We start from the raw sequence: 25,824 nt of genomic DNA, 5'->3' as shown, positions 1-25,824 counted from the left end.
GTCCTGGCGGGGGTACGGGGTGCGGGACACCACACAGGAACAGCTCCATCGGCTCCGGTCGCTGCGGACCGCCGCCGGGCTGACCATCGAGGAACTCGCCGTCCGCTCCGGGGTGAGCGCCCGGACGATCGGCGGGATCGAACGGCACCGGATCCGCCGTCCGCACCAGGGCACCCTGCGGGCGCTGGGCACGGCGCTGGGTCTCGACGGGGCCGACGCCGGGCAGCTCCGCCCGACCGGCGGGCAGGTCGCCGGGGTCACCGGCCTGCCCGGGGTGACCGCGCACTTCACCGGCCGGCGCGACGACCTCGCCTGGCTGGCCCGGCAGCTCGGCCGCCGCCCCGCGGTGCAGCTGATCGGGCTGCCCGGGGCGGGTAAGACCGCGTTGGGGGTGCAGGCCGCCACCGACCTCGCCGAACGGTTCCCCGACGGGGTCCGGTTCCTCGGCCCGATCGCGGACACCACCGCCGCCACCATCGCGCGACGGGTCCTGTCACCGTCCGACGTGGCGGCGCACGGGTCCGACGCGGCGGCCATCGGGGCGTACCGCGACCTGCTGCGTGACCGACGGATCCTGGTCCTGCTGGACGACGTGCGCGACGACCGCCAGATCGGTCCGTTGCTGCCGGCGGACGCCCTCGGCGTCACGCTGATCACCGGCCGGCATCCGCTGACCGACCTCCCGGTGACCGACCGGCGGCTGGTGCCACCGCTGCCGGCGGCCGACGCACGGACCGCCCTCGCCGCGATGATGGGCGGCACCGCACCGACCTCCGCGGTCGCCACCCTGGCCGCCGGCTGCGGCGGCCTGCCGCTGGCGCTGCGGGTCACCGCCAACCGGCTGCTCACCCGGCCGCAGTGGAGCGCGCAGTGGCTGATCGACCGGCTGGCCCGGCCGGAACGGATCCTGGACGCGCTGGTCGCCGGGGACCTGTCGGTCCGCGACGCGTTCGAGCGGACGTACGCGGGGCTGCCGGAACGCGCCCGCCGGGCCGTCCTGCTGCTGACCCGGCCGGTCGGTCCGGCCCCCGCCGAGGCGGGCCTGCTCGACCTGGCCGAACGGGGCTGGGTCACCGCCGGCCGGGGGCACCGTTACGAGCCGCACCCGCTGGTACGCGCCTTCGCCCGGGTCGCCGCCGGCACCTGATCCCGACCGGCGGTCAGGTCGTCGCGGGAGCAGGCGGCCAGCAGCGTCGCGGCCCGAGCGGCCAGGTCCGGATCGTCACACTCCTCGGCCAGCTCGATCGCCCGCCTGAGGTACGCCGGGGCGTCCCGGGTATCCCCGGTGCGACGCAGCGCCTCGACCAGCTCCACCACCGCCACGGCCTCGGACGCCGGCATCGCGGTGGCGCGCAGCCGCGCGACCGCCTCCCGCCGGGCGGTGACACACTCCGGCCACCGGCCGAGGGCGGCGAGGTCGTCACCGATCCGCCGGCAGTTCAACGCGTCGGTGGCGGCCCGGGCGAAGACCGCGATGGGATGGTGCGGATCGCGGAGCAGGTCCCTGGTCCGCTGGTGCACCCGCAGCGCCTCGGCGGGTCTGCCGAGCGCCAGCAGCGAGGAGCCGAGCGAGGCCATCGCCTGCGGCAGGCCCTCCGGGTCGGCCGCGCGACGCAGCAGCACCCAGGCCCGTTGCCGCTGCCGCAGCGCCGCCCCGTACTCGCCCAGCCCGGTGTGGCCGCTGGCGGCGTAGAGCAACGCCCAGCCCTGCTGGGCCGGGTCGCCCGCCCGGACCGCCCGGTCCAGCGCCCGGTCGGCGGTGGCCACGCTGCTGGCGTACGCCCGCTGGCAGATCGCCTGCGCCCAGGACAGGTAGTTGAGATGGACCGCCTCGGTGCGGGGGTCGTCCAGCCGGGCCGCCGCCTCGGCGGACAACCGGAAGACCTCGGGCCACAGGTCGAGGTGGACCCGGCTGTCGGAGAACCAGTGCAGCGCGTCGACAGCCTCGACCACCAGCTCGTGCAGGCCCTCGGCGGTGGCCGACCGCAACGCCGCGAACCAGTTGCCCCGCTCCGCGTCGAGCCAGGCCGCCGCCGCCGCGCGATCCCGGAACTCCGTCAGCGACGTCGGCCCGTCCGGTTCGAAGTGCCGGCCGGCGGCGGTGGTGCGCCCCAGCCACCAGCGCAGCGACGACCTCCGCAGCGGGCCGGTCGACTCGGGTTCCTCGGCGGTCATCCGGTCGACGGCGAAGTCCCGCACCAGGTCGTGCAGTCCGTAGCGGTCCGCCGGCACGGCGGCCACCAGCCCGCTCTCCACCAGCGCCTCCAGCCGCTGCTCGGCCTGCGCACCGCAGGCCCCGGTGACCTCGGCGACCGGATCCGGGCCGAAGTCCGGACCCGGCATCAGCGACAGCCGCCGGAAGGTGCGCCGCAGGTCGGCCGCGAGTCGCCGGTACGACAGGCTGAGCGCGGTGTGGATGCCGGAGGCCCCGGCGTCGATCACCCGCAGCCGGGCCTGCTCCCCGGAGAACCGCCGGTTCAGCTCCTGCACCGACAGGCCCGGCTCCTCCGACAGCCGCTGGCCGGTGACCCGCAGCGCCAGGGGCATGTGACCGCAGTGCCGGGCCAGTTCGGCCAGCGCGGCCGGGTCGGTGGCCGGGCCGGGGCGGGCGATGGCCCGGAGCATGGCGGTGGAGTCCTCGGCCGACAACGGCTCCACCGACAGCCACCGGGCGGTGTCGAGGCCGCTGAGCCGCCGCCGGCTGGTGAACAGCACCAGGCTACGGCCGGCCCCGGGCAGCAGCGGTCGGGCCTGGGCCTCGTCGGCGGCGTTGTCCCACACCACCAGGGCGCGGCGCTCGCACAGCGCCGACCGGTACACCGTCGCCCGGTCCTCCAGGCCGGCGGGAATCCGCTGCTCCGGCACGCCGAGCGCCCGCAGCAGCCGGTGCAGCGCCTCGCCGGGCGGGGTCGGAACGTCGTCCATGCCCCGCAGGTCGACGAAGAACCGGCCGTCGGGGAACTCCGGGGCCAGGTCAGCCGAGGCCCGCAGGACGAGGCTGGTCTTGCCCACCCCGGCCGGTCCGGTGACGACGAGCACGGTGGCCTGCTGCCGGTCATCCGACGGGCGGCGGGCGACGTCCCCCAGGGTCCGCAGCTCCGTCGCCCGGCCGCTGAAGTGACGCGGCGGCCCGGGCAGTTCCCCGCCGACCGGCCGGCCGGAGGCGGCCTCGGCCAGGCGGCGACGCTCGTCATCCGGCACGGCGAGGACATCGAACAGGACGGTCAGGGTACGCCGTCGCGGACGGCGGACCCGGTCCCGTTCGATGTCGCTGATCGCGCGGACACTGACCCCGCACCGGTCCGCGAGCCCCTCGATCGACAGCCCCGCCGCCACCCGGTGGGCACGTAGCGCCGAACCCAGCGACGGGGATTCGGGGGTGCCCGGTATCTGCTGCTCCACTGGGCACACCCTCACAGATCACCGGCGGAGGTTCCAGGCATCGATCAGTGACCTACCGCATGGTCGGTTCGCCCCCCGTTCAGCCGCCCAGTGACCTACCGCATGGTCGACTCACCACCCGTTCAGCCGCCAGGTCTGGTATCCGCCGTAGTTGCGGCGGGGTGGCCCGGCCGTCGGGTGCGGGGCTCCGGTCAGCTCCGCACGGTCCACTGCTGGTTCTGTTGCCCGTTGCAGGCCCAGAGGATCAGTTTGGTGCCGTTCGCCGTCGCCCCGCCGGAGGCGTCCAGGCAGAGTCCCGACTGCACGCCGGTGACGGTGCCGTTGGCGTTGACGTTCCACTGCTGGTTGGTGCCGGTGTGACAGTCCCAGATGATGACCTGGGTGCCGTTGCCGGTGCCCTGCCCGGACGCGTCGAGGCACTTGTTGCCCGCCACCTGGAGCTGCTTGCCGGCCGTGTGGGTGAAGCGCTGGGCGGTCCCGCCCGTGCAGTCCCAGAGCTGGACCTGTGTGCCGTTGGTGGTGCTGCCGTTCGGCACGTCGACACAGCGGCCGGACTGGGCGCCCACGAGCTGGACGTTCTGCTGCGGGGTGCCGCCACCGGCCGGCGCGTACCCGGCGGCGGCGATGTTCGCCTGGACGGCGTCCTCGGTGGCCTGCGACGGGTAGCCCGAGGTGAGGACACCCTCGAAGAAGGTGCCGCGCCCGGAGACGCTGTTGTCGCCGCCGATGCCGAGCAGGATCGCCCCCTCCTTCTTCATCGGGTGGTATCCGTTGGGACGCCGCCCGTCGAAATAGGTCGTCAGAGCACCGGACTGCGCGTTACCGCCCCGGATCGCCCAGTGGTTCGGCTCGCCCTTCACCATGGCGGTCACGAATCGGTGGTTGATGGACGAAATGTTGTTGTATCCCGCGTTCACCCCGGAGAACAGTCCCCACTCGAGATCGGCCATGACCCATGGACCGGCACCGGCCCCGTAGCCCCACTGCTTGTTGGCGCCGAAGTAGACCGTCTCCATGATGGCCGGTGCATCCGCCTGACCGTCGGTCTGCGCATTGCCGTAGTCGAAACAACACCATTGGTTGTAGTGCGTGCCGTCGACGACGGCGTAGATGCCTTCGGGCTGGTCGCCGGTGGCCACCCCGTTGGTGTTGTTGTTGCGGTAGCCGGTCCCGGGCGAGACGTAGACGCCGTAGGCCTTCCTGCCGCCGACCGTGACCGGGGCCGCCTTCGCGTCCGCCAGGTTGTCCCAGCCACCCGGCGCCGGGCCGGGCCAGTAGCCGGGGGGCGCCTGGGTGAGGCGGTTGTTGCGACCCGACTGGTCGTAGATGACCGTGATCACGCAGTTGGTGTTCGCGCAGAAGGAGTCCTGGACGGCGGCGTCCACCACGCCACCGGCGCTCAGCACCCCGACGTCCCGGGTGGTGCCGTCCGACGTCCGCCGTAGCTGATAGAGCGGACCGTTGTACGCACCGTAGAGGGCTCGGGTGGTGCTGTGCGCGGCCACGCACGGCGTGCCGCCGGAGGCGTAGATGTCGCACGGCCCGGTGGTCGCGGCACGCGCGTCCCGCGGGTCCGACACCAGGTAGCCGCCACCGACGGTGAGGGTCAGCACGGCCGCCACGGCGACCGTCAGACGAATCGGCCTTCTCTTCACGTTCATCGAATCCTCTCCGCACCGGAGCGGGATGGTGACGACCGCTTCTGGTCAGGCGTCCTGCGGTGTGCGCGACGCCGGGCCGGGCTGTCGGTCGAGACCGCTCCCGACATAACACGTCAGATCTTTTACATTAATAGTCGTCGATGCGTTGCGCCACCCTCCGATCCCTGTCGGTCCGACCTCCGACGGATTGCCCGCCGGGCCGGACGCGCAACAGTTGCGACCCCGGGTACGAATTGCGGAACCGTTATGCTCCATGGGAAGCGCGGCGCATTCCGCATCCGTGTCGGGAATTCGGTTGAGGGCGGCATGAACATCGGGGAGATCGCCCGGCGGGCCGGGGTGTCCCGCAGCACCGTGTCCTATGTGTTGAGCGGGAAGCGCGCCGTCTCCGAGACCACCCGGCTGCGGATCCAGACGGTCATCGACGAGCTGGGCTACCGGCCCAACGCCAGCGCCCGCGCGTTGAAGGAGGGCCGCACCCGCACCCTCGGCCTGGTGATCCCCCCGGCCAGCCAGCGCCTGACCGACATGCAGCTGGGCTTCGTCGCCAGCGTCGTCGAGGCGGCGGCGCGGCACGATCTGGACGTGCTGCTGTCCCCGTCCGGCGGCGACCACGACCGGTCGTTCGAGCGCATCGTCACCGGGCGGCGGGTCGACGGCGTGGTCGTGATGGAGATCCGGCTGACCGACGACCGGGTGAGCCGGCTGGCCGCGGCGGGGCTGCCGTTCGTGACCATCGGCCGGACGGCGGAGCCGCACGGGACGAGCTGGATCGACATCGACTACGCGGCGCTGATCTCCCGCTGCGTGCACCACCTGGCCGACCTGGGCCACCGGCAGGTCGCCCTGGTGAACCGGTCCGCCGAGCTGGTCGCCGCCGGTTACGGCCCCAGCCACCGCGCCCTGGCCGGCTTCCGGGCGGCGGTCGCCGAGCGGGGCCTGACCGGTGTCGACGTCTGCTGCGGTGACGACACGGCCTCGGGCGAGGCCTGCCTGGAGCGGCTGCTGAGCACGCATCCCGAGGTCACGGCGGTGGCCACCATCAACGAGGCGGCGCTGCCCGGCATACAGCGCGCGTTGAGCGGTGCCGGCCTGTCCGTACCGGGCGACTTCTCCGTCACCGGCGTGGCCGCCCAGCACTGGGCCGAGGACTTCCACCCGCCGCTGACCGCGGCCGACGTGCCGACGCGTCAGATGGGCGCCGAGGCCGTCGCCCTGCTGCTGGAGCTGATCGCCGCTCCGGCCGCCGCACCCCGGCACCGGCTGTACACCCCGCCCATCTCGTTGCGCGCCAGCACCGGTCCGGTCCGGCCCCGCTGACCCTGCCCGACGGCCCGGCACCGGTCCGCCCTGGGCACGCCCAGGGCGCGGCATCCGTCCGCCCGGGCATGCCCAGGGGCGCGGCGCACGTGCTGCGCCCGGCGACGCCCGGTCCCCCGGCGACGGTCCGCGCCCGGGCCTGCTCACCGCACCGGACCCGTCCGCGCGCCCCGGCCGCCCACCGGCGACCCGGCACGTTCCTGCCGGGCGGCGGCGAGGATGAGGTAGCTGCTGGCGGTCCAGGTGTACGCCCGGTCGCGCAGCCCCGCGCCGGTCTCGGCGTCGAAGTTCTCCGCGAAGCCGGACTTCTCGCACAGGGCCAGGAACCGGCGACTGACGTCGTCGGCGATCGTGGCGTACCCGGCCCGGCGCAGGCCGTCCTCCACCAGCACGGTGGCGGGCGCCCAGATCGGGCCACGCCAGTAGCCGTCGGCGAGGTAGTCGGCCGAATCCGTCGGTTCGGTGGCCAGCCCGTGCCGGGTCAGGTGGGTCTCGATGCCCCGGGCCAGGGCCGCGGTGACCGGCGCGGGCAGCTCGGTGCCGAGGGTGACCGGCATCAGGTCGAGCAGGCTGCGGCTGGCCCGTCGTCGCCCGGTGTGCGGGCAGCGGGCGGTGAAGCGTCCGCCGTCCCACAGCTCGCGCAGCAGGGCGGCGCGCACCCGGTCGGCCTCCGCCGACCAGCCGTCGGCGGGCTCGTTCAGCTCGGTGGCGAGGTCGGCCAGGCAGCGCAGCTGGCCGACCAGGAACGCGGCGAGGTCGGCGGTCTCCAGCACCCGACCGTCGTCGAAGGTGGTGGCGTTGTCCCAGCCGCTGTCGTTGCCGTGCTGGTAGTGGGGCAGGGCGTGACCGGGGGCGCGGCGCGCGTCCAGCCAGAACCGGGTCCACCGGCTCAGCCGGTGGTACGTCTCGACCAGCGCCGCCCGGTCCGGCGGCGTGGACAGCCGACGGCGCAGGTGGCCCAGCGCCCAGCCGTGGACGGGGGGCTTGACGTAGTTGTACAGGACCTCCGAGTGGGTGATCGAGTCCGGCAGCGCACCGGCGGGATCCTGGTGGTCGAAGGGGAGCTGGAACTGGTGCCAGGCGAGTTCGGGGTCGCCGGCCGCCAGGGCGATCGCGTTGAAGCAGTGGTCCCAGCTCCACACCTTGTCCATCCAGTGCTTGGACATCAGCACGGCCGGTCGGGTGACGAAGCCCGCCGGGTCGACGGTGGCCGACCAGAGCACGTACGCGGCCAGTTCGGCGGCGGGGGTGTCCACGCCGCGCCACGGCGCGACCGCCTCGACGAACGCGGCGAACTCGGCCCGGCGCTCGCGGCACAGCTGGTCGAAGGGGACGCCCGGGGCGTACGGGTGGCGGGCGGTGGCGTACTCCTCGATCGCGATCTCCCACGGCTGGTCGGCGGGGAGGTCCAGCCACCGGTCGGCCGGGCCGAGCGCCTCCACTCCCCCGGCTGCCCGTAGCGCCCCGGACAGCACGGTGACCCGGTAGCGGCGGCCCGTCTCGTAGGAGGTGAACACCGCCGATCCGTCGACCGGGTCGCGGTAGAGGTAGGTGCCGCTGAACGGGGTGAGGGTGGGGGCGGCGGCGGCGATCCGCAGGCCCAGGCCCCGGCTGCGGATCCGCAGGGTGTCCGGCCCCTGGTAGGCGGCCTCGATCCGGGCGTCGGCACGGTGCCAGGTCAGCAGCGTGGCGGTGGCGACGACCGTGGTGCCGGCGTCGGGGGCGAGGCGGAGCACCGGGTGCAGTCCGGTCTGGTGGGAGACCAGGTGCAGGTCGTCGGCGTACGTCTTCTCGGCTACCACCGGGGAGATGTTGAGCCAGGACCCGCGGTAGCTGAACGGGATGTCCTGGATGGAGAACTCCGGACCGGACGGTGCGACGGTCATGGGTGGCGAGGCCCTTCTGTGGTGCGGGTGGTCGGTCCTGAGACGGCACGGCGGTGACCCCGGTCGGGACGTGCCGCCGGGCCGGGGCCGGCGGCGTGGTGGCGGGGGCGGCGGTGGCCGGGAGGACCCGGGCCGGCCACCGTCCCACCCGGTACCCGGGCGGGACGGTGGCCGCCCGCCCACGACGGCCCTCGCCCGGCGGTGGCGGTGGCTGCCGTGGTGGTCGGTGACCCGGTGGTGGATCCAGTGACGGTCCGGGGCGGGGCGGCGGGATCAGCAGACGAATCGATTCGACAAACCGGTCGACACGAACATAGGTCCGTCCATGCGTCACCGTCAAGGGAGGCCCTTCGGAAGCAGGGCCAGCGGCGGAAACACCGACGTCACCGGCGTGTCATCTCATTGACATCCTTCAACCCCTGGCCCTACGATCCCTGCGAATCGATTCGCAAAGCGCAGCCCTCCGGAGAGCGTCCTCCGCACGCCACCAAGGAGCCGCCCGTGAAAACCCCGTCCCGCAGCCGGCCCCGACGAGCCCGGACGGTCGTCACCCGACTCGCCGTCGGACTGCTCGCCGTCGCCGCGACCGCCGTCGCCGCCACCCCGGCCCAGGCCGCCGACGAGTCGATCACCGTCAACTTCGCCAGCTCCGCCGGCACGCCGACCTACCGCGCCTCGGGCTGGATCTACGGCATGACCGAGAACGCCAGCGGCCCGGCCGACCACTTCTACCGGGACGTCAAGTTCCAGTACATGCGGGCCGGTGGCGCGCAACTGCCCGGCAGCGGGTGGGTCGGCGGGAACTACGACCGCCGGTGGAACTCCACGCTCGCCCAGGCCCGCCGGACCGCCGCCCTGGGGGGTCAGTTCATCATCCTGCCGCACGACCTGTGGGGCGCGGACGGTGCGGGGATCTCCCGCTTCCCCGGCGACAACGGCAACTGGACCGACTACGACAACTTCCTGACCCGGCTCATCGGTGACGTCCGTGCCGCCGGGCTGACCGTGCAGTGGGACATCTGGAACGAGCCCAACATCACCATCTTCTGGAACCGGCCGATCTCCCAGTACCTCGAACTGTGGCGGCGCACCTACCAGCGCCTGCGGGCGGAACTCCCCAACCAGCTCATCGTCGGGCCGAGCTGCGCCTGCGTGCCGTCGACCAACCACGCCTTCTGGAACCAGTACCTGGACTTCGTCCGCTCCACCAACACGGTGCCGGACATCGTCAGCTGGCACGCGCTGCCCGGCGACCCGGTCGCCAACGTCGCCGCCGCCAACGCCACCCTCGACCCGCGCGGCATCGCCCATCCCCGGCCGTACCAGATCAACGAGTACGGTGCGTCCAACGAGCAGAACCCGGCGGACGGCGCGTGGTACGTGGCCCGCCTGGAACGGGCCCGGGCCGACGGCCTGCGGGCGAACTGGGCCGGCGGCGGCAACCTGCACAACGACCTGGGCAACCTGCTGGTGCGCAACGCGGCGGGTCAGCACCAGCCCAAGGGCGAGTGGTGGGTCTACCGCTACTACGCCTCGCAGACCGGGCAGATCGCCGCGGTGACCGCCAGCCAGTCGTACGACGCGTTCGCCACCCATGCCGGCGGCGTGGCGAGGGTCCTGGTCGGCGGCGGCCGGACCACCGGCAACCTGACGGTCAACCTGCAACGGCTGGACGCCACCAGCGGCATCGTGCAGAACAACCAGGTGCGGGTGCTCACCCAGCGCATCCCGTACAACAACGGCGGCGCGGTGCAGGGGCCGGTCACGGTGTCGAACACCGTGCTCACCGTGGCCAACAACGCCGCCTCGGTGACCCTGCCGTACGGCAACCAGAACGACACCTACACGGTCACCCTGCTGCCGCCCTCGGACACCGGCTTCACCTCGGTCGCGGTGGCCCAGCACTCCCAGCAGTGCCTGGACAACACCGGCCTGGGCACCGCCGACGGCAATCCCCAGCAGCAGTTCCCCTGCGAGGGCGGGGACCAGCAGCTCTGGGGCTTCCGCCCGGTCGCCGGGGTGGCCGACACCTACACCGTGGTCAACCAGCAGAGCGGCAAGTGCCTGGAGGTCGGCGGGGCGTCCACCGCGGACGGTGCGGCCGTGCAGCAGGGGACCTGCCAGAACGCCCCGAGCCAGCAGTTCACCCTCCGCCGGGTGACGTACGGGGGCAACGACCCCCACGACCACCAGCTCGTCGCCCGGCACAGCGGCAAGTGTGTGGACGTCAACGGGGTCTCCACCGCCGCCCAGGCGCGGATCCTGCAGTGGACCTGCAAGCCGGTCGGCCAGAGCAGCCCGTTGAACCAGACGTGGCGGCTGTGGGGCCGGTAGCCCCGTCCGCGCGGGTCGGGTGCCGGGCGACCGGTGCCCGGCCCAGGGCCGGCGGCCGGGGACGAACCACCCCAAGACATTGATTGATATCGCTTTGTCCGTGATCCTGAGAAGGTCCGAACCGATTCGCCACCACCACCCGTAGGCGGATCCGCCCCGCGCACCGCCGACGAACCAAGGAGCCGCTCCGTGCGAACCCCGTCCCCGACCGGACCCGGACAGGTCCGCGATCCCCTCCCGCGCCCCCGCCGGCTGCACCGGCTGACCATGCTGGTCGGCGCGCTGGCCGGCGTCCTCGTCGTCGCCGGGGCCACCCCCGGCATCACCGCGCCGGTCGCCGGGGCCGCCGCGTCCGTGCTGGCCGCCATCGAGCCGGGGCAGAGCACCCGGATCGTCGGCACCGCCTCCGGCCGCTGCCTCGATGTCCCCAACGCCAGCACCACCAACGGCACCCAGACGCAGCTGTGGGACTGCCAGGGCGGCTCCGGCCAGACCTGGACCTGGACCACCAACCGCCAGCTCACCGTCTACGGCACCAAGTGCCTGGACGCCTCCGGCCGGGGCACCACCGCCGGCACGGCCGCGATCATCTGGGACTGCAACGGCCAGACCAACCAGCAGTGGAACGTCAACGCCAACGGCACCATCGTCGGCGTGCAGTCCGGGCTGTGCCTCGACGCCAACGGCAACGGCACCGCGAACGGCACCAAGATCCTGCTGTGGAACTGCAACGGCCAGACCAACCAGCAGTGGACCTCGCCGACGACCACCCCTCCGCCCACCACGCCCCCGACCCCCACCCCGACCACCACACCCCCGCCCGCCGGCTCCCTGCCGTGCGACATCTACGCCGCCGGCGGCACCCCGTGCGTGGCGGCGCACAGCACCACCCGGGCGCTCTACGCGGCGTACGCCGGCAACCTGTACCAGGTGCGCCGGTCCTCGGACAACACGACCCGCAACATCGGGCTGACCGGCACCGGCGGCACCGCCAACGCGGCGACCCAGGACTCGTTCTGCACCGGCACCACCTGCGTGGTGACCGTCGTGTTCGACCAGTCGGGTCGGGGCAACGACCTGTGGTACCAGGGCTCCAGCGTGGTACCCGGATCGCCGCAGAGCCGGCCGGCGGTCGCGACGTCGGAGTCGCTGACGGTGGGCGGCGCCAAGGCGTACTCGCTCTACATCAACCCGGGCAACAGCTACTGGCGGGACGGTCACCTGACCGGGGTGCCGACCGGCGCCGCCCCCGAGGGCATGTACATGGTCACCAGCGGCACCCACGTGAACAACGGCTGCTGCTTCGACTACGGCAACAGCGAGACCACCCGCAAGGCCGACGCCGCCGGGGCGATGGACGCGATCAACTTCAGCACCCAGTGCTGGTTCGGCGGCTGCTCCGGCTCCGGCCCGTGGGTGCAGGCCGACCTGGAGTGGGGTCTGTTCCCGGGCGGGAGCAGCTCCTGGAACCCCAACCAGCGGGCGTTCCCGCACAAGTTCGTCACCGCCACCCTGAAGAACAACGGCACCTCACGCTTCGCCATCAAGGGCAGCAACGCCCAGTCCGGCAGCCTCTACACCCTCTACGACGGGTCGCTGCCGCCCGGCTACAGCCCGATGAAGAAGCAGGGGGCGATCATCCTGGGCAGCGGCGGGGACTGCTGCAAGCCCGACGGCGGCGCGAACCTCAGCGCCGGCACCTTCTACGAGGGCGCGATGGTCGCCGGATACCCGTCGGACGCGACCGAGAACGCGGTCCAGGCGAACGTCACCGCCGCCGGCTACCGCTGACCCCGGTGTCGACCGCCTGACCGGTCCGTCGCGCCGGTCACCGCCTGAGGACGGTGACCGGCGCGACGGCCGGCTGCTCGTGAGGGCGGCGGGGCGCGGAACCACCGCAGGGGGTGTCTCCCGCACACCCGGCGGGTCACCCCCGCTGTCCGGTCGCCCCGCCGAGGCGGTGGTCCAGGGCGGTGTGCCGGCGGCCGGCGCCGACGGTACGCACGGCGGCGGCCAGCGCGCGGCGGGAGCCGACGATCACGACGAGTTGCCGGGCCCGGGTGACGGCGGTGTAGAGCAGATTGCGTTGCAGCATCATCCAGGCGCTGGTGGTCAGCGGGATGACCACGGCCGGGTACTCCGAGCCCTGCGAGCGGTGGATGGTCATCGCGTAGGCGTGGGCGAGTTCGTCGAGTTCGTCGAACTCGTAGTCGAGGTTCTCGTCCTCGTCGGTGCGTACGGTGAGGGTCTGTTCCTCGGGACTGAGCGCGGTGACGATGCCGAGGGTGCCGTTGAAGACGCCGGCCTGGCCCTTGTCGTAGTTGTTGCGGATCTGGGTGACCTTGTCGCCGATCCGGAACACCCGGCCGCCCATCCGCCGCTCGGGTTGGCCCTCGCGGTGCGGGGTGAGGCGCTGTTGCAGCAGGGTGTTGAGGGCGGCGGCACCGGCCGGCCCCCGGTGCATCGGGGCGAGGACCTGCACGTCCCGGCGCGGGTCGAGGCCGAACCGGGCGGGGATCCGGGTGCAGGCGACGTCGACGGTCAGCGCGGCGGTGGCCTCGGTGTCGTCGCAGGCGAACAGGAAGAAGTCCGGCAGGCCGTCGAGGACCGGCGGCCGGCCGGCGTTGATCCGGTGGGCGTTGGTGATCACCCCGGACTGGGCGGCCTGGCGGAACACCCGGGTCAGCCGCACCCGGGGGATGGCGGACGCGGTGAGCAGGTCGCGGAGCACCTCCCCGGCGCCGACGCTGGGCAGCTGGTCGACGTCGCCGACCAGGAGCAGGTGCGCGCCGGGCGGCACCGCCTTGACCAGCTTGTTGGCCAGGATCAGGTCGAGCATGGACGCCTCGTCGACGACGAGCAGGTCGACGTCGAGCGGGTTGTCCCGGTCGTGGGCGGCCTCCCCGCCCGGACGCAGTTGCAGCAGCCGGTGCACGGTGGCGGCGGGGTGGCCGGTCAGCTCGGACAGCCGTTTCGCGGCCCGCCCGGTCGGGGCGACCAGGGTGACCCTGGCGTTCTTCGCGGCGGCGAGTTCGACGATGGAGCGGACGGTGAAGCTCTTGCCGCAGCCGGGGCCGCCGGTGAGCACCGCCACCCGGGAGGTCAGCGCGAGCCGGACCGCGTGCTCCTGCTCGGGGGCGAGGTCGTTGCCGGTGCGTGCCCGCAGCCAGGCCAGTGCCCGGGGCCAGTCGACGTCGGTGAAGTGGGGCAGCCGGTCGGCCCGGTCGTGCAGCAGCCGCAGCAGGGAGGCGGCCAGGGACTGCTCGGCCCGGTGGAACGGCACCAGGTACACCGCCGGCACCGGCTCGCCGTCGTCGTCGCCGGGCAGCATCTCCCGGACCACACCCTCCTCGGCGATCAGGTCGTCCAGGCAGCGGGTGACGAGGTCGCCCGGGACGTCGAGGATCTTGGTGGCGTCGGCGACCAGCGCGGGCGCGGGCAGGTAGCAGTGGCCCGAGTCGGTGGCCTCGGACAGGGTGTACCGCAGGCCCGCCATCACCCGCTGCGGGCTGTCATGCGGGATGCCCACCGCCTGGGCGATGGTGTCGGCGGTCTTGAACCCGATCCCCCACACGTCGGCGGCCAGCCGGTACGGCTCCTTCGTGACCACCTCGATCGACGCGTCGGCGTACTGCTTGAAGATCCGCACCGCCAGTGAGGTCGACACCCCGACGCCCTGGAGGAAGACCATCACCTCCTTGATCGCCTTCTGCTCCTCCCACGCCGCGGTGATCCTGGCGGTGCGCTTCGGTCCCAGGCCGGCCACCTCCACCAGGCGGGCCGGCTCCTCCTCGATGATCCGCAGGGTGTCCAGGCCGAAGTGCGCCACGATCCGCTCGGCGAACACCGGCCCGATGCCCTTGACCAGGCCGGAACCCAGGTAGCGCTGGATGCCCTGGATGGTCGCCGGCAGCACGGTGGTGTAGGAGTCGACCTCGAACTGCCGGCCGTACTTCGGGTGCGACGACCAGCGGCCGGACAGCCGCAGGCTCTCGCCGGGCTGTGCGCCCAGCAGCGCGCCGACCACCGTCAGCAGGTCGGAGCCCCGGTCGGTGGCGACCCGGGCGACGGTGTAACCGGTCTCCTCGTTGACGTAGGTCAGCCGTTCGAGGACCGCGTCCAGGGTGGCGAGCGGCGGGCGGGCGGGGGCGGTCACCCCCTCATCGTGCCGGGTGCCCGACGCGCCCCGTCCACCGCCCGGGCACAGACCGGCGTCCTCCCCCGCCGGGTGGGCGGGAGAGGACGCCGGGTGTCGCGGTGCGCCTGGTCAGCCGATGGTGAGGTTGCCACCGGAGGCGGTCAGGGTGCTCTCCCGGGTCGACGCGCCGGTCCAGTCGGAGGAGAAGAGCAGCCGGTCACCGTCGAAGACGGTGATGCCGATGCCGTCGCGCCGGCCCGGCTCGCCCCGGTCGGTGGCGGTCACCCGCATGGTCAACCCGGTGGCCAGCGGGACCGGGTTCTGCGCGGTGGAGATGTCATACAGGGTGACCTGGTAACGCAGGTCGGCGACCGGTTCCCCGGCCCCGACGGCGACGCCGAACGACTCCAGCGCCGTGCTCTGGAACTTGTACCGCTTGCCTGCCGACTTGTAGCCGACCTTCACATTGCCGGCCAGCTTCTTGCCGTTGTTGATCCGGCCGTCCAGGGTCACCTCGATGCGCCGGTCGTCGTCGAGCGGGTAACCACCGGCGGTGGCCCCGCCCCTGAGGTAGCCCGAGCCGGTGACCGTCCGGCCGTACCCGCCGGCCACCGTGACGGTGGCCGTCGTGCTGCCGGTGTACGCCCCCGACAGCGTGGCGGTGACCGGATGCGCGCCGTGCGGCAGCACGGCGCGGCAACTGGCCGAGCCGTCGTCCGCTGCCGCGCCGAACGGCGTCGCGACCGCCGTGCAGAGGGTCTCGCCGCCCTCGGTGAAGGTCACCGTGGCGTTGCGGACGTCACCGCCGCCACCGAGGACGGTGGCCCGCAGCAGCACACCGGTGGAGTCGGCGTCGTCCACCGGGGAGGCCAGGGCGTCACCGGTGTAGGTGACAGCGGCCGCCCGGACCCGGGTGACGGTGAGGTCGGCGTCGCTCAGGTCGAAGAAGACGTTGCCGACCGCCTCGATCTTCAGCCGGCCCCGGGCGGTGTCCACGTTCGGCAGCGTCACCGTCGCCGCCCCGGTGTTCGGGGTGCGCTCGGCCAGCACGTGCGGGAAGGTGGCCCCGCCGTCGACGGAGAGCGAGATCCGCACCTCGCTCACGTTGATCGGGGCGGCGTCCGTGCCGGCCACGTCCCAGGTGACCGGCACGGTGCCGCCGCCCAGGTACGCCGTTGACGTCGCCGGCGAGGTGACCAGGAACGGCCCGGCCGTCGGGGCGACCGTCAGCGCCACGTCGGCGCTGCCGATCCCGCCGCCACCGGGGTGGCCGTCCCGGCCGGTGAGCCGGAAGTGCAGGGTCCGGTCGTTGGCGACGCCGACCCAGTCGGCGGTGGGCAGGAACTCCGAGTAGCAGTCCACGGTCGCCGCCGGCACGTTGCTCGCCCCACCGGTGGCCGGCGGAGCCGGCGCGGCCGGGCAGGCCCCGGTGGCCGCGTTGGTGTTGTTCGCCGCGATCTGGGCCAGATTCGGGAAGTGCCGGGTCGGGTCGGTGGTGACCGCGTTCTGCCCCGGCGAGTGGTACTCCAGCGCGTCGCTCGGGCTGACCACCGCCGCCTCGCCGAACTGCCGGAACAGCGGGCCGTTGGTCTTGGTGTTGCTGACCAGCGCGGTGCCGGCGCTGCCGCCCCGGTCGTTCTGCTCCCACAGGTAGCGCACGGTGTCGCCGTCGGCGTCGGTCGCGCCACCGGTCAACGCGAACGGGGTCCGCGCCGGAATGGTGTACGCCGCGGCCGGCACGGTGACCACGGGTGCCCGGTTGCCGGTCTGCGCGGTCTGGAAACCGTTGTTGCCGGCCGGGCCGCCCTGGGCGGTCTCGCCGACGAAGCCGGACGTGCCCACGGTATCGGTCAGCCCGAGCGCCGGCACGTCGACCCCGACCACCGGACCACCGTTGAAGGTGACCTGGAAGCCGGTGTCGTTGGGGGCGCCGAGCCCGCCGAAGGCGGTCACGCTGACGGTGGCCCCGGCCGGCCAGCCGGTGATCGACTCGACGGCCGCCCGGATCCCGGCCGCGGTGTAGTTGCCGCCGCGCACGACCGGCGCCGAGGACTGCCCCGCGTAGCTGAGCGTGAACGAGTCGCCGTCGGTGTCGAACCCGGACAGCGAGACGGTCTGCACCTCGTTGAGCGCCGGACGGGTGCCGGCGACGAACGTGCTGATCTCGGTGTAGCTGCGCTGCGACCAGTACGGGTCGCTGTGCGGCTGGAGGTTGTCCTGCTGGCAGATGCCCGCGTACGCCATGATCGACGATCCGCTGCCCGGCTCGTACGAGTTGGCGGCGCTGCGGTTGCTGCCGGAGCAGTTGTACTGGGTGCCGTTGAAGGTGTGGTTGCCGGCGAACTGGTGCCCGATCTCGTGCGCCACGTAGTCGACGGCGTAGAAGTCGCCGACCGGGGTCGGTAGGCCGGTGCAGCCCCGGGCCTTGCCGTCCAGCCCGACCACGCCGAGCCCGGCCACCCCGCCGCCGGGCAGGCCCAGACCGATGTGCCCCACGTCGTAGTTGCCCGCGCCGACGAGCTGGCCGAGCACGATCCGGTTGCGGTTGAGCAGCGAGCTGGTGCACGAGGAGATCTGCGCCGCGGTGTAGCAGGCCGCCGCGCCGCACGGCCCGTTCGGCTCGGTGGCCAGGGCGGCGGTGTTCAGGTTGGTCCGGTCGGTGTCGTTGACCAGCACCAGCCGGATCGCCGTCTCGTCCTCGTAGATCTGGGTGACCCGGTTGACCAGGGTGACCTTGGCCGCGGTGACGTTCTCCGCGCCGAAGAAGGTGGCGTACGAGGGGTCGGTGACCAGCGCCAGCCGGTAGGTGCGCAGGGTGACCGGCGCGCCCGCCGGCTCGTCCCCGGCCGCCTGCGGCGTGGACGCCCCGGCCGCCGCCGGGACGTCCTCCCGCTCGGTCCGGGCCGGATCGGTGTCGAGCAGGTCCCGGGCGAAGTAGCTGGCGTAGACGCTCTGGTCGGCGTGGTAGTACGGGTCGAGGTACCAGTTGCCGTCAGCCGACCGGACCGAGGCGTGGAAGCCCAGCGGGGTCAGGTCGGCCCGGATGGTCGCGGTCGGGTCGTCCAGCCCCCGGCCGACGTACGTGCTGATCTCGGGATGCCGGGCGGCGAGCCCCGGCTCCATCACCGGCGAGTCGACCAGGGCGAACCGCTGGAACCGGCCGGTCGGGGTGGGCAGCGCGACGGTCAGCGCCGGTTGGCCGCGCCGGGCCGCGCCGGACCGCTCGGCCGGGGCGTCGGCCAGGGTGTCCGCCAGCACGGCCCGGTCCAGGGTGTACGCGGTGAACCGCTCGGCGCGGATGTCGGGCACCCGCCCGTCGCGGGCGTTCGTCGACGACTCGCCGGGCAGCTGCCGCCAGGGGCCGGGGTCGGCCGGCGCGGCGACCGCCGCCGTGCCACCGGTGAGCGGCAGCACGGTGGCGGCCAGCACGGCGGCGAGCAGTCCGGCCAGCCGGCGGCGGCCTGGACCAGCGGAGTCGGGGGGTGGAACCGTCATCGAGAGGGCCTCACTTCACCAGGTCGGGGAACGGGCCGGGTGGCGTGGCGGTCGTGGGCCACGCCGGGCTGTCCCGGGAAGCCCACGCTATGACGGGTCCGGTGTCGACAGACATCATCCGTAAAGTCGACGCGACGGCGAAGCCCGACGGTGTAGGCGGTCCACGGTGGAGCGCGGGCACGCGGACGCTCACCATCGTGGACGGCGACCGGCAACGGGTGGTGCCTGGGCCGGTGCCCGTCGAGCGTGGCGACCGGTGGGGGCCGCACACATGGAGGGTGGCGACCGGCGGGCCGGCACCGGTCGAGCGTGGCGGCGCTGCGCCGAGCCGAGCGTCCGCCGGGACATTTGTCCCGGCCGGCCGGGTACCGCCCGCTCTGCCACCGTCGGCCCCGGCTGCCTAGCGTGACCGGCATGGATGACACCGCGGTACGCCTGACCGGGCTCACCCGGCGGTTCGGCCCCGTCCGGGCCGTCGACGGGATCGACCTGACCATCGCCCCGGGCAGCACGGTCGCCCTGCTCGGCCCCAACGGCGCGGGAAAGACGACCACTATCGCGCTCCTGCTCGGCCTCACCCCGCCCGACACGGGAACGGTGACCCTGTTCGGCCGGTCGCCGGTCGAGGCGGTCCGGGCCGGCCGGGTCGGGGCGATGCTCCAGGACGCCGGGTTCCCGGCCGGCGCCACGGTGCGGGACGTGATCGAACTCGCCCGTGCCCTGTATCCCCGTCCGCTGGACACCGCCCGGGTGCTCGCCCTGGCCGGGCTGACCGACCGGGCCGACCGCCGGCTGGACCGGCTCTCCGGTGGCGAGAGCCAGCGCGCCCGGTTCGCCTTCGCGATGGCCGGCGGCCCGGATCTGCTGGTCCTGGACGAACCCGGCGCGGCCCTGGACGTCGCCGCCCGGCAGGTCTTCTGGGCGGCGATCCGCCGGTACGCCGCCGACGGCCACACCGTCCTGTTCAGCACCCACCACCTGCACGAGGCCGACGAGTACGCCGACCGGGTGGTGATGCTGGCCGGCGGGCGGGTGGTGGCCGACGCCCCGCCCGCGCGGCTACGGACGCTGGCCGGCGGCCGCACGGTGGCCTTCGACCTCGCCGACGGGCCGGTGACGGGCCTCGACCTGCTGCCCGGCGTCCGGTCGGTGCGGGTGGACGCCGGGCGGGTGTCGCTCACCACCGACGACGCCGACGCGACCGTGCTGGCGCTGGCCACCGGCCGGGGATTCCGGGGTCTGTCGGTCACCGACGCCGGGCTGGAGGCGGCGTTCCTCGCCCTCACCGCTCCGGAAGGGGAACACTGAGATGCGCGCCTACCTCTCCTTCGAGCTGCGCCGGCTGGTCCGGGACCTGCGGCTGACCCTGTTCACCGTGCTCGGCCCGGTGGTCACGTACCTGATCTTCTCGGGCCTGCCCGCGACCGGCGACCGGCTGGAGGGCCTCACCGCCACCGTCGCGCTCATGGTCGGCCTGGCCGGCTACGGCGCGATGGCCGGGGTGCTCTCGGTCGGCTCCGCGGTGGCCCAGGAACGCGCCGTCCGCTGGCTGCACCACCTGCGGGTCACCCCGCTGCCGCCCCGCCGGGTGGTCACGGTGAAGGCACTGGTCAGCACCCTGAGTGCGGTGCCCGCGCTGGTCGCGGTGGGCGTCGCCGGGCGGTTCCAGCACCACGTCGAGCTGTCCGCCGGCCGGTGGGTCGCCCTGCTGGTGCTGATGTGGGCCGGCACGGTGCCGTTCGCGCTGCTCGGGCTCGCCATCGGGTACGGCCTCACCCCGCAGCTCGCCCAGCCGGCCAACTTCCTGGCCTTCCTCGGCCTCTCGGTGCTCGGCGGTCTGCTGGTGCCGGTGGCGTACTTCCCCGACGCGCTGCGGCACCTGGCGCACGCGCTGCCGACGTACCGGTTCGCCGAACTCGGTTGGCGGGCGGCCGGTGGTCTGGCACCCAGCCCGTCCGGACTGGCGGTGCTCGCGGGGTGGACGGTGGCCTTCGCGGTGCTCGCCGCGGCGGCGTACCACCGGTCGACCGCGCGGCGCTGAGATCCGGCTACCGTGTCGACCATGCCCGGCGCCCCCAGCGCGGCCCCCGCCACCGGCCGCGGCCCCCACCGGCGCGGACTGCTGCTGGTGGCCTCGCACACGCTCTGGTTCTGGCTGCTGCTGCCACCGGCCACCGCGATCGCCCACGGGCAGGTACGCCCGACGGCGGTCGCGGCCACCGGGCTGGGCACCTTCGCCCTGCTCTACCTCGCGCTGGTGGCGGTTCCGGTGGCCGACCTGGCGGTGCCGCCGCTGCTCTGCCACCTCGGCCTGGTGGTGTTCGCGGCGCTCGGAGTGGGCCTCGCGGGCGCGTACGCCGGTGGCCCGGAGGGCTGGCTGATCCTGCTGGTGTACGTCGCGACGGCCGGGGCGGTCGGGCTGGTCCAGCCGATCCGGGGGTTCGCCTGGGTGGGGGGCAGTGCCGCCGCCGTCCTGGTGATCGGGGTGGCGCACCGGGTGCCGGCCGGCGACATCACCGGGTCGGCGCTGATCACGGTACTCGCCGGCACCCTGACCCTGGCGTTCGCGCGGACGGCCCGGCTGGTGGAGGAGCTGCGCAGTACCCAGCAGGAGCTGGCCCGCAGGGCGGTCGAGCAGGAACGGCTCCGGTTCGCCCGGGACCTGCACGACCTGCTCGGTCACACGCTGTCCCTGGTGGTGGTGAAGGCGGAGGTGGTGCGGCGGCTCGCCCCGACCGATCCGGGACGGGCGGCGGCGGAGGCCGCCGACATCGAACGGATCGGCCGCACCGCGCTCACCGAGGTCCGCGAGGCGGTCACCGGTTACCGGGACCACAGCTTCGGTCGGGAACTGGACGGCGCCCGGACCGCCCTGGCCGGCGGGGGCGTCACCGTCACCGTGCGGCAACCCGGTCGGCCGCTGCCGGTGGAGGCGGACGACGCGTTCGGCTGGGTGCTGCGCGAGGGGGTGACCAACGTCCTGCGGCACAGCCGGGCGTCCCGGTGCACGATCGAGGTGCACACCGACGCCGACGGGTCGGTGCTGACCGTCGACGACGACGGTGTCGGTGGCCGGATCGCGCCGGGCAACGGCCTGCGGGGGCTCACCGAACGGTTGGCGCGGGCCGGCGGGGAGCTGGACGTCACCGCCGGGCGGGGCGGCGGCACGCGGCTCACCGCCCGGATCCCCACCGGCGCGAACGGGTCGGCACCCGGATGATCCGGCTGCTGCTCGCCGAGGACCAGGGCATGATGCGTAGTGCGTTGGCTCTGCTGCTCAACCTCGAACCCGACCTGGAGGTGGTGGCCGAGGCCGGCACCGGCACGGCGGCGCTGGCGGCGGCCCTGCGGGTCCGCCCCGACGTGGCCCTGTTGGACATCGAGATGCCCGACGGCAGTGGGCTGGACACCGCGGCGGCGCTGCGGCGCCGGCTCCCCTCCTGCCGGGTCCTGATCCTCACCACCTTCGGCCGGCCCGGCTACCTACGTCGGGCGATGGAGGCCGGGGCGCGGGGTTTCCTGGTCAAGGACGGGCCGGTGGAGGAGCTGGCGGTCGCGGTCCGCCGGGTGCTGGCCGGCGAACGGGTGATCGATCCGGCCCTGGCGGCGGCCGCGCTGGCCGCCGGCCCGAACCCGCTGACCGACCGGGAACGGGAGGTGCTCGTCGCCGCGGTGGACGGCGCCACGGTCGCCGACGTGGCGGCCCGGCTGCACCTGTCGGAGAGCACCGTCCGCAACTACCTGTCGGCGGCGATCGGCAAGACGGGTACCCGCAACCGGATCGAGGCGGCCCGGACCGCCCGCGCCAACGGCTGGCTCTGACCGGCGGGGCCCCGGGCGGGGTGCCGGTGTCAGGTGGGTGGTCGGTCGCCCCGGATGCGGGCGTGCAGATGCATGTCGTGCCGGCCGTCGGGATGGACGGCGTCGCTGCGCTTGGTGCCCTCCAGAAGGAACCCGGCCCGCAGCGCGGTCCGGCAGGACGCGGCATTGCGGGTCGAGTGGTCCAGGTGCAGACGGTGGAAGCCCGCCCTGTCCAGCGCCCAGTCGCCGAGCGCCGTCAACGCCCGGGAGGCGACCCCCGTCCGCCGGGCGGCGGGCAGCACCCAGTACGCACACCCGGCGACACCGTCGTCGAGGTCCATGCTGGTCAGCGCGATCCGCCCGAGCACCTCGCCGCCGCCCCGGGTCACCGCCCAGCTGGCGCCGGTCTCCCGTGCCCAGGCCTGGTGGTACTCCACGAACCACTCCCGGACCTGGCTCTCGGAGGCGGGATGACGGGCGTGCCAGTGCCGGATCTCCGGATCCTGGTAGGCGGCCAGGAACGCCGGGGCGTCGGGTGGTTCCCAGGGGCGCAGGACGAGGTCACCCGGCGCGGTGAGGGTCGGCTGCGGGCCGGCGGCGAGCGCCCCGGCGGGAATGGTGGGTGGCGTGGAGAGTGGTACCCGCACGCCGCATCCTCCCCCACCGTCGTGGACCGGTGTCAAGCCGCCGGTCAGGCGTCGACGTCGACGTCGACCCGGGAGACGCCCCGGTGCGCGGCGAGACGTCGGGCCTGCGCGACGATGCTGTCGCGGGTGGCGGCGGACAGGGTGCGCCACGGCCGGACGGCGAGCGTCATCGTCCGGCCGGACTTGCGGGGACGCCAGGTGCCGACCAGCTCGCCACCGGCCAGGACGGCACCCGGCCGGCCCAGCACCGGCCACAGCTCCTTGGCGTGGGCCGGCTCCGGCACCAGGGTCGCCCGGTCCCTGGCCTGGAGGAACAGGTCGTACGGGCCGAGCAGACGGACGGCCGTGGTGTCGTCGCAGGAGGCGAGGGCCGGTTCGTCGGCGGCCAGCACCCAGCGGGCCGCTCCGTCGACCCGCACCTCGGCCACGTCCTCGGGCCAGCGGGCCTTCACCGCCCTGACCGGGGCGTCGAGATAGTCGGCCACCTGCTGGGGGGTGGCCGGGCCGAGCAGCCGCAGGTAGGCGCGGATCAGGTCGAAGCGGTCGCCCGAGATGGCGGCCCTGGTGAATCCGGGGATGCGTTGCAGGACCGGTGGTGAGGTGCCGGGGCGCAGCTCCAGCCCGGCCCGCACGGCGGCCAGCCGGAACGGCATCTCGTAGAGGTGGGTGGCGGCGCAGGGGCGGCAGGACCGCAGGTAGGGCTGGGGCAGTAGCTCGGCCAACCGGCCGGAGGCGTCCCCCTTGACCGTCGGTGTGGTGACGACGTCCCGCAGCCGGGCGGCCACCTCGTCGAGGGCGGCCAGGGTGCCGATGCCGGCCGCCTTCAACGGCTTGGCGGCGTCGTAGATGCGTTTGCTCGCGTCGGCGTCGGAGTACGGCGCGACCGCCGCCGCCACCTCGTTCACGTCGGCGCGTCGGTAGAGGTGTGGCGCACCGCGCACGGTCCAGAGCAGGACCAGGTCCGCCAGGGACGATTTCGGTACGTCGAGCCCGCGCACGGCCAGCGCCCACCGGCCGCCGTCGGGGCCGGTGTCCTGCGCCCCGATGTCGAGGACCGCGGTGTCGGCGAGGGTGCCCCCGTCCCGGTCCAGTTGCTGTGCCTGGACGCGGAAGTGCAGCACCTGCCGCCGGTCGATCATCCGGCCAGCCTAGGCGGCACCCCCGACAGAACGCGCCGCCGTCAGGTTCTACCGCGGGCGCTACCCCCGGCCGCCGCCGAGATGGCGCAGCACCGCGGTGACCCGGCGGTCGACCCGGTCGTCCGGGGGCAGCTGGAGCTTGGCGAAGATGCTGCGGATGTGCTTGTGCACCGCGCCGTCGGTGACGAACAGCCGCTCGGCGATCGCGGAGTTGCCGAGGCCCTCGGCCATCAGCCCCAGCACCTCACGCTCGCGCGGTGACAGCTCGCCCAGCGCGGTGTCCGGTCGGCGGTGGCGGGCCAGCAGCTGCCCGACCACCTCCGGGTCGATGACGCTGCCGCCGGCGGCGACCCGGTGCAGCGCGGCGAGGAACTCCTCGACCCGGCCGACCCGTTCCTTCAACAGGTAGCCGAGTCCGACCGCGCCGACCGAGAACAGGTCGGTGGCGAACGCCTGCTCCACGTACGCCGAGAGGACCAGCACCGCGAGGCCGGGCTGGCGGCGACGGGCCTCCACCGCGGCCACGATGCCCTCGTCGGTGTGCGTGGGGGGCATCCGCACGTCCACGATCGCCACGTCCGGCGTGTGGGTGTCGACGGCGGTCAGGAACTCCCCCGGGGTGCCCGCCGTGGCGACCACGTCCAGGTCCTCCGCCCGCAGCAGCAGGGCCAGCCCCTCCCGCAGCAATGGGTCGTCCTCGGCGATCACGATCCGCACGGCAGCTCCACCTCCAGGCTCGTCGGCCCTCCCGCAGGGCTGGTCAGGGTCATCCGGCCGTCGTACGCCCCGACCCGCCGACGGATGCCGGTCAGCCCGGAGCCGCGGGTCTCGTCGACGTCGCCGTGCCCGTCGTCCTCGACGGTGACCAGCAGCCGACCCCGCTCCCGGCGGACGGTCACGTCGATCCGGCCGGCACCACTGTGCCGGACCACGTTGGTCAACGCCTCGGCCACCACGAAGTAGGCGGTGGCCTCGACCGAGGCGGCACAGCGTACCGGCACGTCGACGGTGAGCCGGCAGGGCACCGCGCAGTCGCCGGCCAGTCCGGCCAGGGCTCCGGCGAGGCCCCGGTCGTCCAGTACGGGTGGCAGGATGCCGCGCACCACCGTACGGAGTTCGCCGAGGGCCTGTTCGGCCGCGTCCTGTGCCCGCCCGAGGATCTCGTCGGCCTGGTCGGGGTCTCGTCGGACCGCCCGGCGGGCCGCTCCCAGCAGCACGTTGACCGCGACCAGCCGGTTCTGCGTACCGTCGTGCAGGGACCGTTCGATGCGGCGCAGTTCGACCGCGTGGGCGTCGAGCGCCGCGGCCCGGGTCGCGGTCAGCTCGGCGACCCGCAACGACAGGTCGATGCCCGGCGGCGGGGGCAGCAGCCACCGGCCCGGCCGGGCCTGGAGGCGGGCGAGGGCCGGGCCGACCGTGACCGTGGCAGCCAGCCAGCCCAGCCCGAGCAGGCCGACCAGGAGCGCTTCGGCCAGCCCGTCGATGCGCCACCAGACGATCCCCGGTGCGCCGGCCTCGGCCGGGAGCAGCCGGTACCACAGCGGGAAGGTGATGTCCTGTACGGCGTAGAGCGGCAGGGCCAGACCGGTCAGTCCGCTGAACAGGCCGGTGACCGCGTGCAGGGCGACCCAGCCGAGTTCGCGACGGACGAACGGGTCGCGTACCGCCACGGGCAGCGCGGTCGGCACCGGACCCGGGGTGGGGATCGGCGTGCCCCAGCGGGACAGTCGGGCTCGCTCGCGGTCGGCCACCGCGCGAACCGCCCGCAGCGCGCCGGGTGCCGCCGGCAGCCCCACCCAGACCAGGCAGGCCGTCGCCACGAACACCGTCCAGAGCAGCGCGGCCAACGCCAGCAGTGCGGTGCCGAGCCCACCGACGAGGTGTTCGAGGGCGTCGACCGCGGCACGTGCCCGGTCCCGCAGGTGTGTCATCGCCAGACCTCCCGGCGCCAACATAGGCCACCGTGGTCCCGGGCGGCAGCGGCCGGCGCGGAAAGTACCG

At 74.0% G+C, this 25,824-nt stretch carries 17 protein-coding genes; 8 read left to right on the top strand and 9 right to left on the bottom strand.

The window, feature by feature from the left end; translation table 11 throughout:
• The first annotated feature begins 19 nt into the window (after positions 1-19).
• Positions 20-1,147 carry a helix-turn-helix domain-containing protein gene (locus GA0070623_RS03055; protein WP_067313299.1) on the top strand — a complete coding sequence of 376 codons (1,128 nt, stop codon included), beginning with the start codon at positions 20-22 and terminating at the stop codon, positions 1,145-1,147.
• Here the strand turns inward: GA0070623_RS03055 and GA0070623_RS31330 are convergent.
• Entirely contained in the window at positions 1,093-3,402 is a 2,310-nt protein-coding gene (locus tag GA0070623_RS31330; RefSeq protein WP_067313301.1) for an ATP-binding protein, read from the bottom strand. The two genes, GA0070623_RS03055 and GA0070623_RS31330, sit on opposite strands and share 55 nt — an antisense overlap.
• A 191-nt stretch (positions 3,403-3,593) precedes the next feature.
• Positions 3,594-5,063, bottom strand: coding sequence for an arabinofuranosidase catalytic domain-containing protein (locus GA0070623_RS03045; protein WP_084261526.1), 1,470 nt, complete (start codon positions 5,061-5,063; stop codon positions 3,594-3,596).
• 306 nt (positions 5,064-5,369) lie between these two features.
• Here GA0070623_RS03045 and GA0070623_RS03040 point away from each other — a divergent pair, with 306 nt between their 5' ends.
• A complete protein-coding gene (locus GA0070623_RS03040; protein ID WP_067313303.1) occupies positions 5,370-6,383 on the top strand; it encodes a LacI family DNA-binding transcriptional regulator in 1,014 nt (337 codons plus the stop codon).
• Positions 6,384-6,526: 143 nt separating this feature from the next.
• Here GA0070623_RS03040 and GA0070623_RS03035 read toward each other — a convergent pair whose 3' ends face one another.
• A complete protein-coding gene (locus tag GA0070623_RS03035) occupies positions 6,527-8,269 on the bottom strand; it encodes an amylo-alpha-1,6-glucosidase (RefSeq protein ID WP_067313305.1) in 1,743 nt (580 codons plus the stop codon).
• Between the two features lie 501 nt (positions 8,270-8,770).
• Between GA0070623_RS03035 and GA0070623_RS03030 the strand changes: the two genes are divergently transcribed.
• Together GA0070623_RS03030 and GA0070623_RS03025 are read left to right on the top strand one after the other, a co-directional pair.
• Positions 8,771-10,603: an RICIN domain-containing protein gene (locus tag GA0070623_RS03030; RefSeq protein WP_067313308.1), complete on the top strand. Its 1,833-nt coding sequence runs from the start codon at positions 8,771-8,773 to the stop codon at positions 10,601-10,603.
• A 189-nt stretch (positions 10,604-10,792) separates the two neighbouring features.
• Positions 10,793-12,394 (top strand): arabinofuranosidase catalytic domain-containing protein, encoded by a 1,602-nt coding sequence (locus GA0070623_RS03025; protein WP_197700041.1) that lies wholly within the window; start codon positions 10,793-10,795, stop codon positions 12,392-12,394.
• Positions 12,395-12,530: 136 nt separating this feature from the next.
• Here the strand turns inward: GA0070623_RS03025 and recD2 are convergent, their stop codons facing one another.
• Together recD2 and GA0070623_RS03015 are read right to left on the bottom strand one after the other, a co-directional pair.
• Positions 12,531-14,759, bottom strand: coding sequence for an SF1B family DNA helicase RecD2 (gene recD2, locus GA0070623_RS03020; protein WP_067313685.1), 2,229 nt, complete (start codon positions 14,757-14,759; stop codon positions 12,531-12,533).
• 111 nt (positions 14,760-14,870) lie between these two features.
• On the bottom strand, positions 14,871-18,236 hold the full coding sequence (locus tag GA0070623_RS03015; RefSeq protein ID WP_084261545.1) for a M12 family metallo-peptidase: 3,366 nt from the start codon (positions 18,234-18,236) through the stop codon (positions 14,871-14,873).
• 414 nt (positions 18,237-18,650) lie between these two features.
• Between GA0070623_RS03015 and GA0070623_RS03010 the strand changes: the two genes are divergently transcribed.
• The 4 genes from GA0070623_RS03010 to GA0070623_RS02995 are packed head-to-tail and all read left to right on the top strand — an operon-like array spanning position 18,651 to position 22,058.
• Positions 18,651-19,544: an ABC transporter ATP-binding protein gene (locus tag GA0070623_RS03010; RefSeq protein ID WP_067313687.1), complete on the top strand. Its 894-nt coding sequence runs from the start codon at positions 18,651-18,653 to the stop codon at positions 19,542-19,544.
• 1 nt (position 19,545) lies between these two features.
• Positions 19,546-20,277, top strand: coding sequence for an ABC transporter permease (locus GA0070623_RS03005; RefSeq protein ID WP_067313682.1), 732 nt, complete (start codon positions 19,546-19,548; stop codon positions 20,275-20,277).
• Between the two features lie 21 nt (positions 20,278-20,298).
• Positions 20,299-21,456 (top strand): sensor histidine kinase, encoded by a 1,158-nt coding sequence (locus tag GA0070623_RS03000; RefSeq protein WP_089004247.1) that lies wholly within the window; start codon positions 20,299-20,301, stop codon positions 21,454-21,456.
• Positions 21,453-22,058 carry a response regulator transcription factor gene (locus tag GA0070623_RS02995; RefSeq protein ID WP_067313678.1) on the top strand — a complete coding sequence of 202 codons (606 nt, stop codon included), beginning with the start codon at positions 21,453-21,455 and terminating at the stop codon, positions 22,056-22,058. The genes GA0070623_RS03000 and GA0070623_RS02995 overlap by 4 nt, the downstream gene beginning before the upstream one ends.
• Positions 22,059-22,087: 29 nt before the next feature.
• On the opposite strand, the gene GA0070623_RS02990 is transcribed toward GA0070623_RS02995, so the two are convergent.
• The 4 genes from GA0070623_RS02990 to GA0070623_RS02975 are packed head-to-tail and all read right to left on the bottom strand — an operon-like array spanning position 22,088 to position 25,754.
• Positions 22,088-22,684: a GNAT family N-acetyltransferase gene (locus GA0070623_RS02990; protein ID WP_067313675.1), complete on the bottom strand. Its 597-nt coding sequence runs from the start codon at positions 22,682-22,684 to the stop codon at positions 22,088-22,090.
• A gap of 44 nt (positions 22,685-22,728) precedes the next feature.
• The gene (locus tag GA0070623_RS02985; protein ID WP_067313673.1) at positions 22,729-23,823 is read right to left on the bottom strand and encodes a winged helix DNA-binding domain-containing protein; all 1,095 of its coding nucleotides are present in this window, start codon (positions 23,821-23,823) and stop codon (positions 22,729-22,731) included.
• Positions 23,824-23,883: 60 nt separating this feature from the next.
• On the bottom strand, positions 23,884-24,540 hold the full coding sequence (locus GA0070623_RS02980; protein ID WP_067313671.1) for a response regulator transcription factor: 657 nt from the start codon (positions 24,538-24,540) through the stop codon (positions 23,884-23,886).
• The gene (locus GA0070623_RS02975) at positions 24,528-25,754 is read right to left on the bottom strand and encodes a sensor histidine kinase (RefSeq protein WP_067313669.1); all 1,227 of its coding nucleotides are present in this window, start codon (positions 25,752-25,754) and stop codon (positions 24,528-24,530) included. The genes GA0070623_RS02980 and GA0070623_RS02975 overlap by 13 nt, the downstream gene beginning before the upstream one ends.
• Between the last annotated feature and the right edge of the window lie 70 nt (positions 25,755-25,824).

Source organism: Micromonospora rifamycinica, from assembly GCF_900090265.1.
In the GTDB taxonomy this organism is placed as follows: domain Bacteria; phylum Actinomycetota; class Actinomycetes; order Mycobacteriales; family Micromonosporaceae; genus Micromonospora; species Micromonospora rifamycinica.
This window is presented reverse-complemented; position numbering and strand designations above follow the sequence as displayed.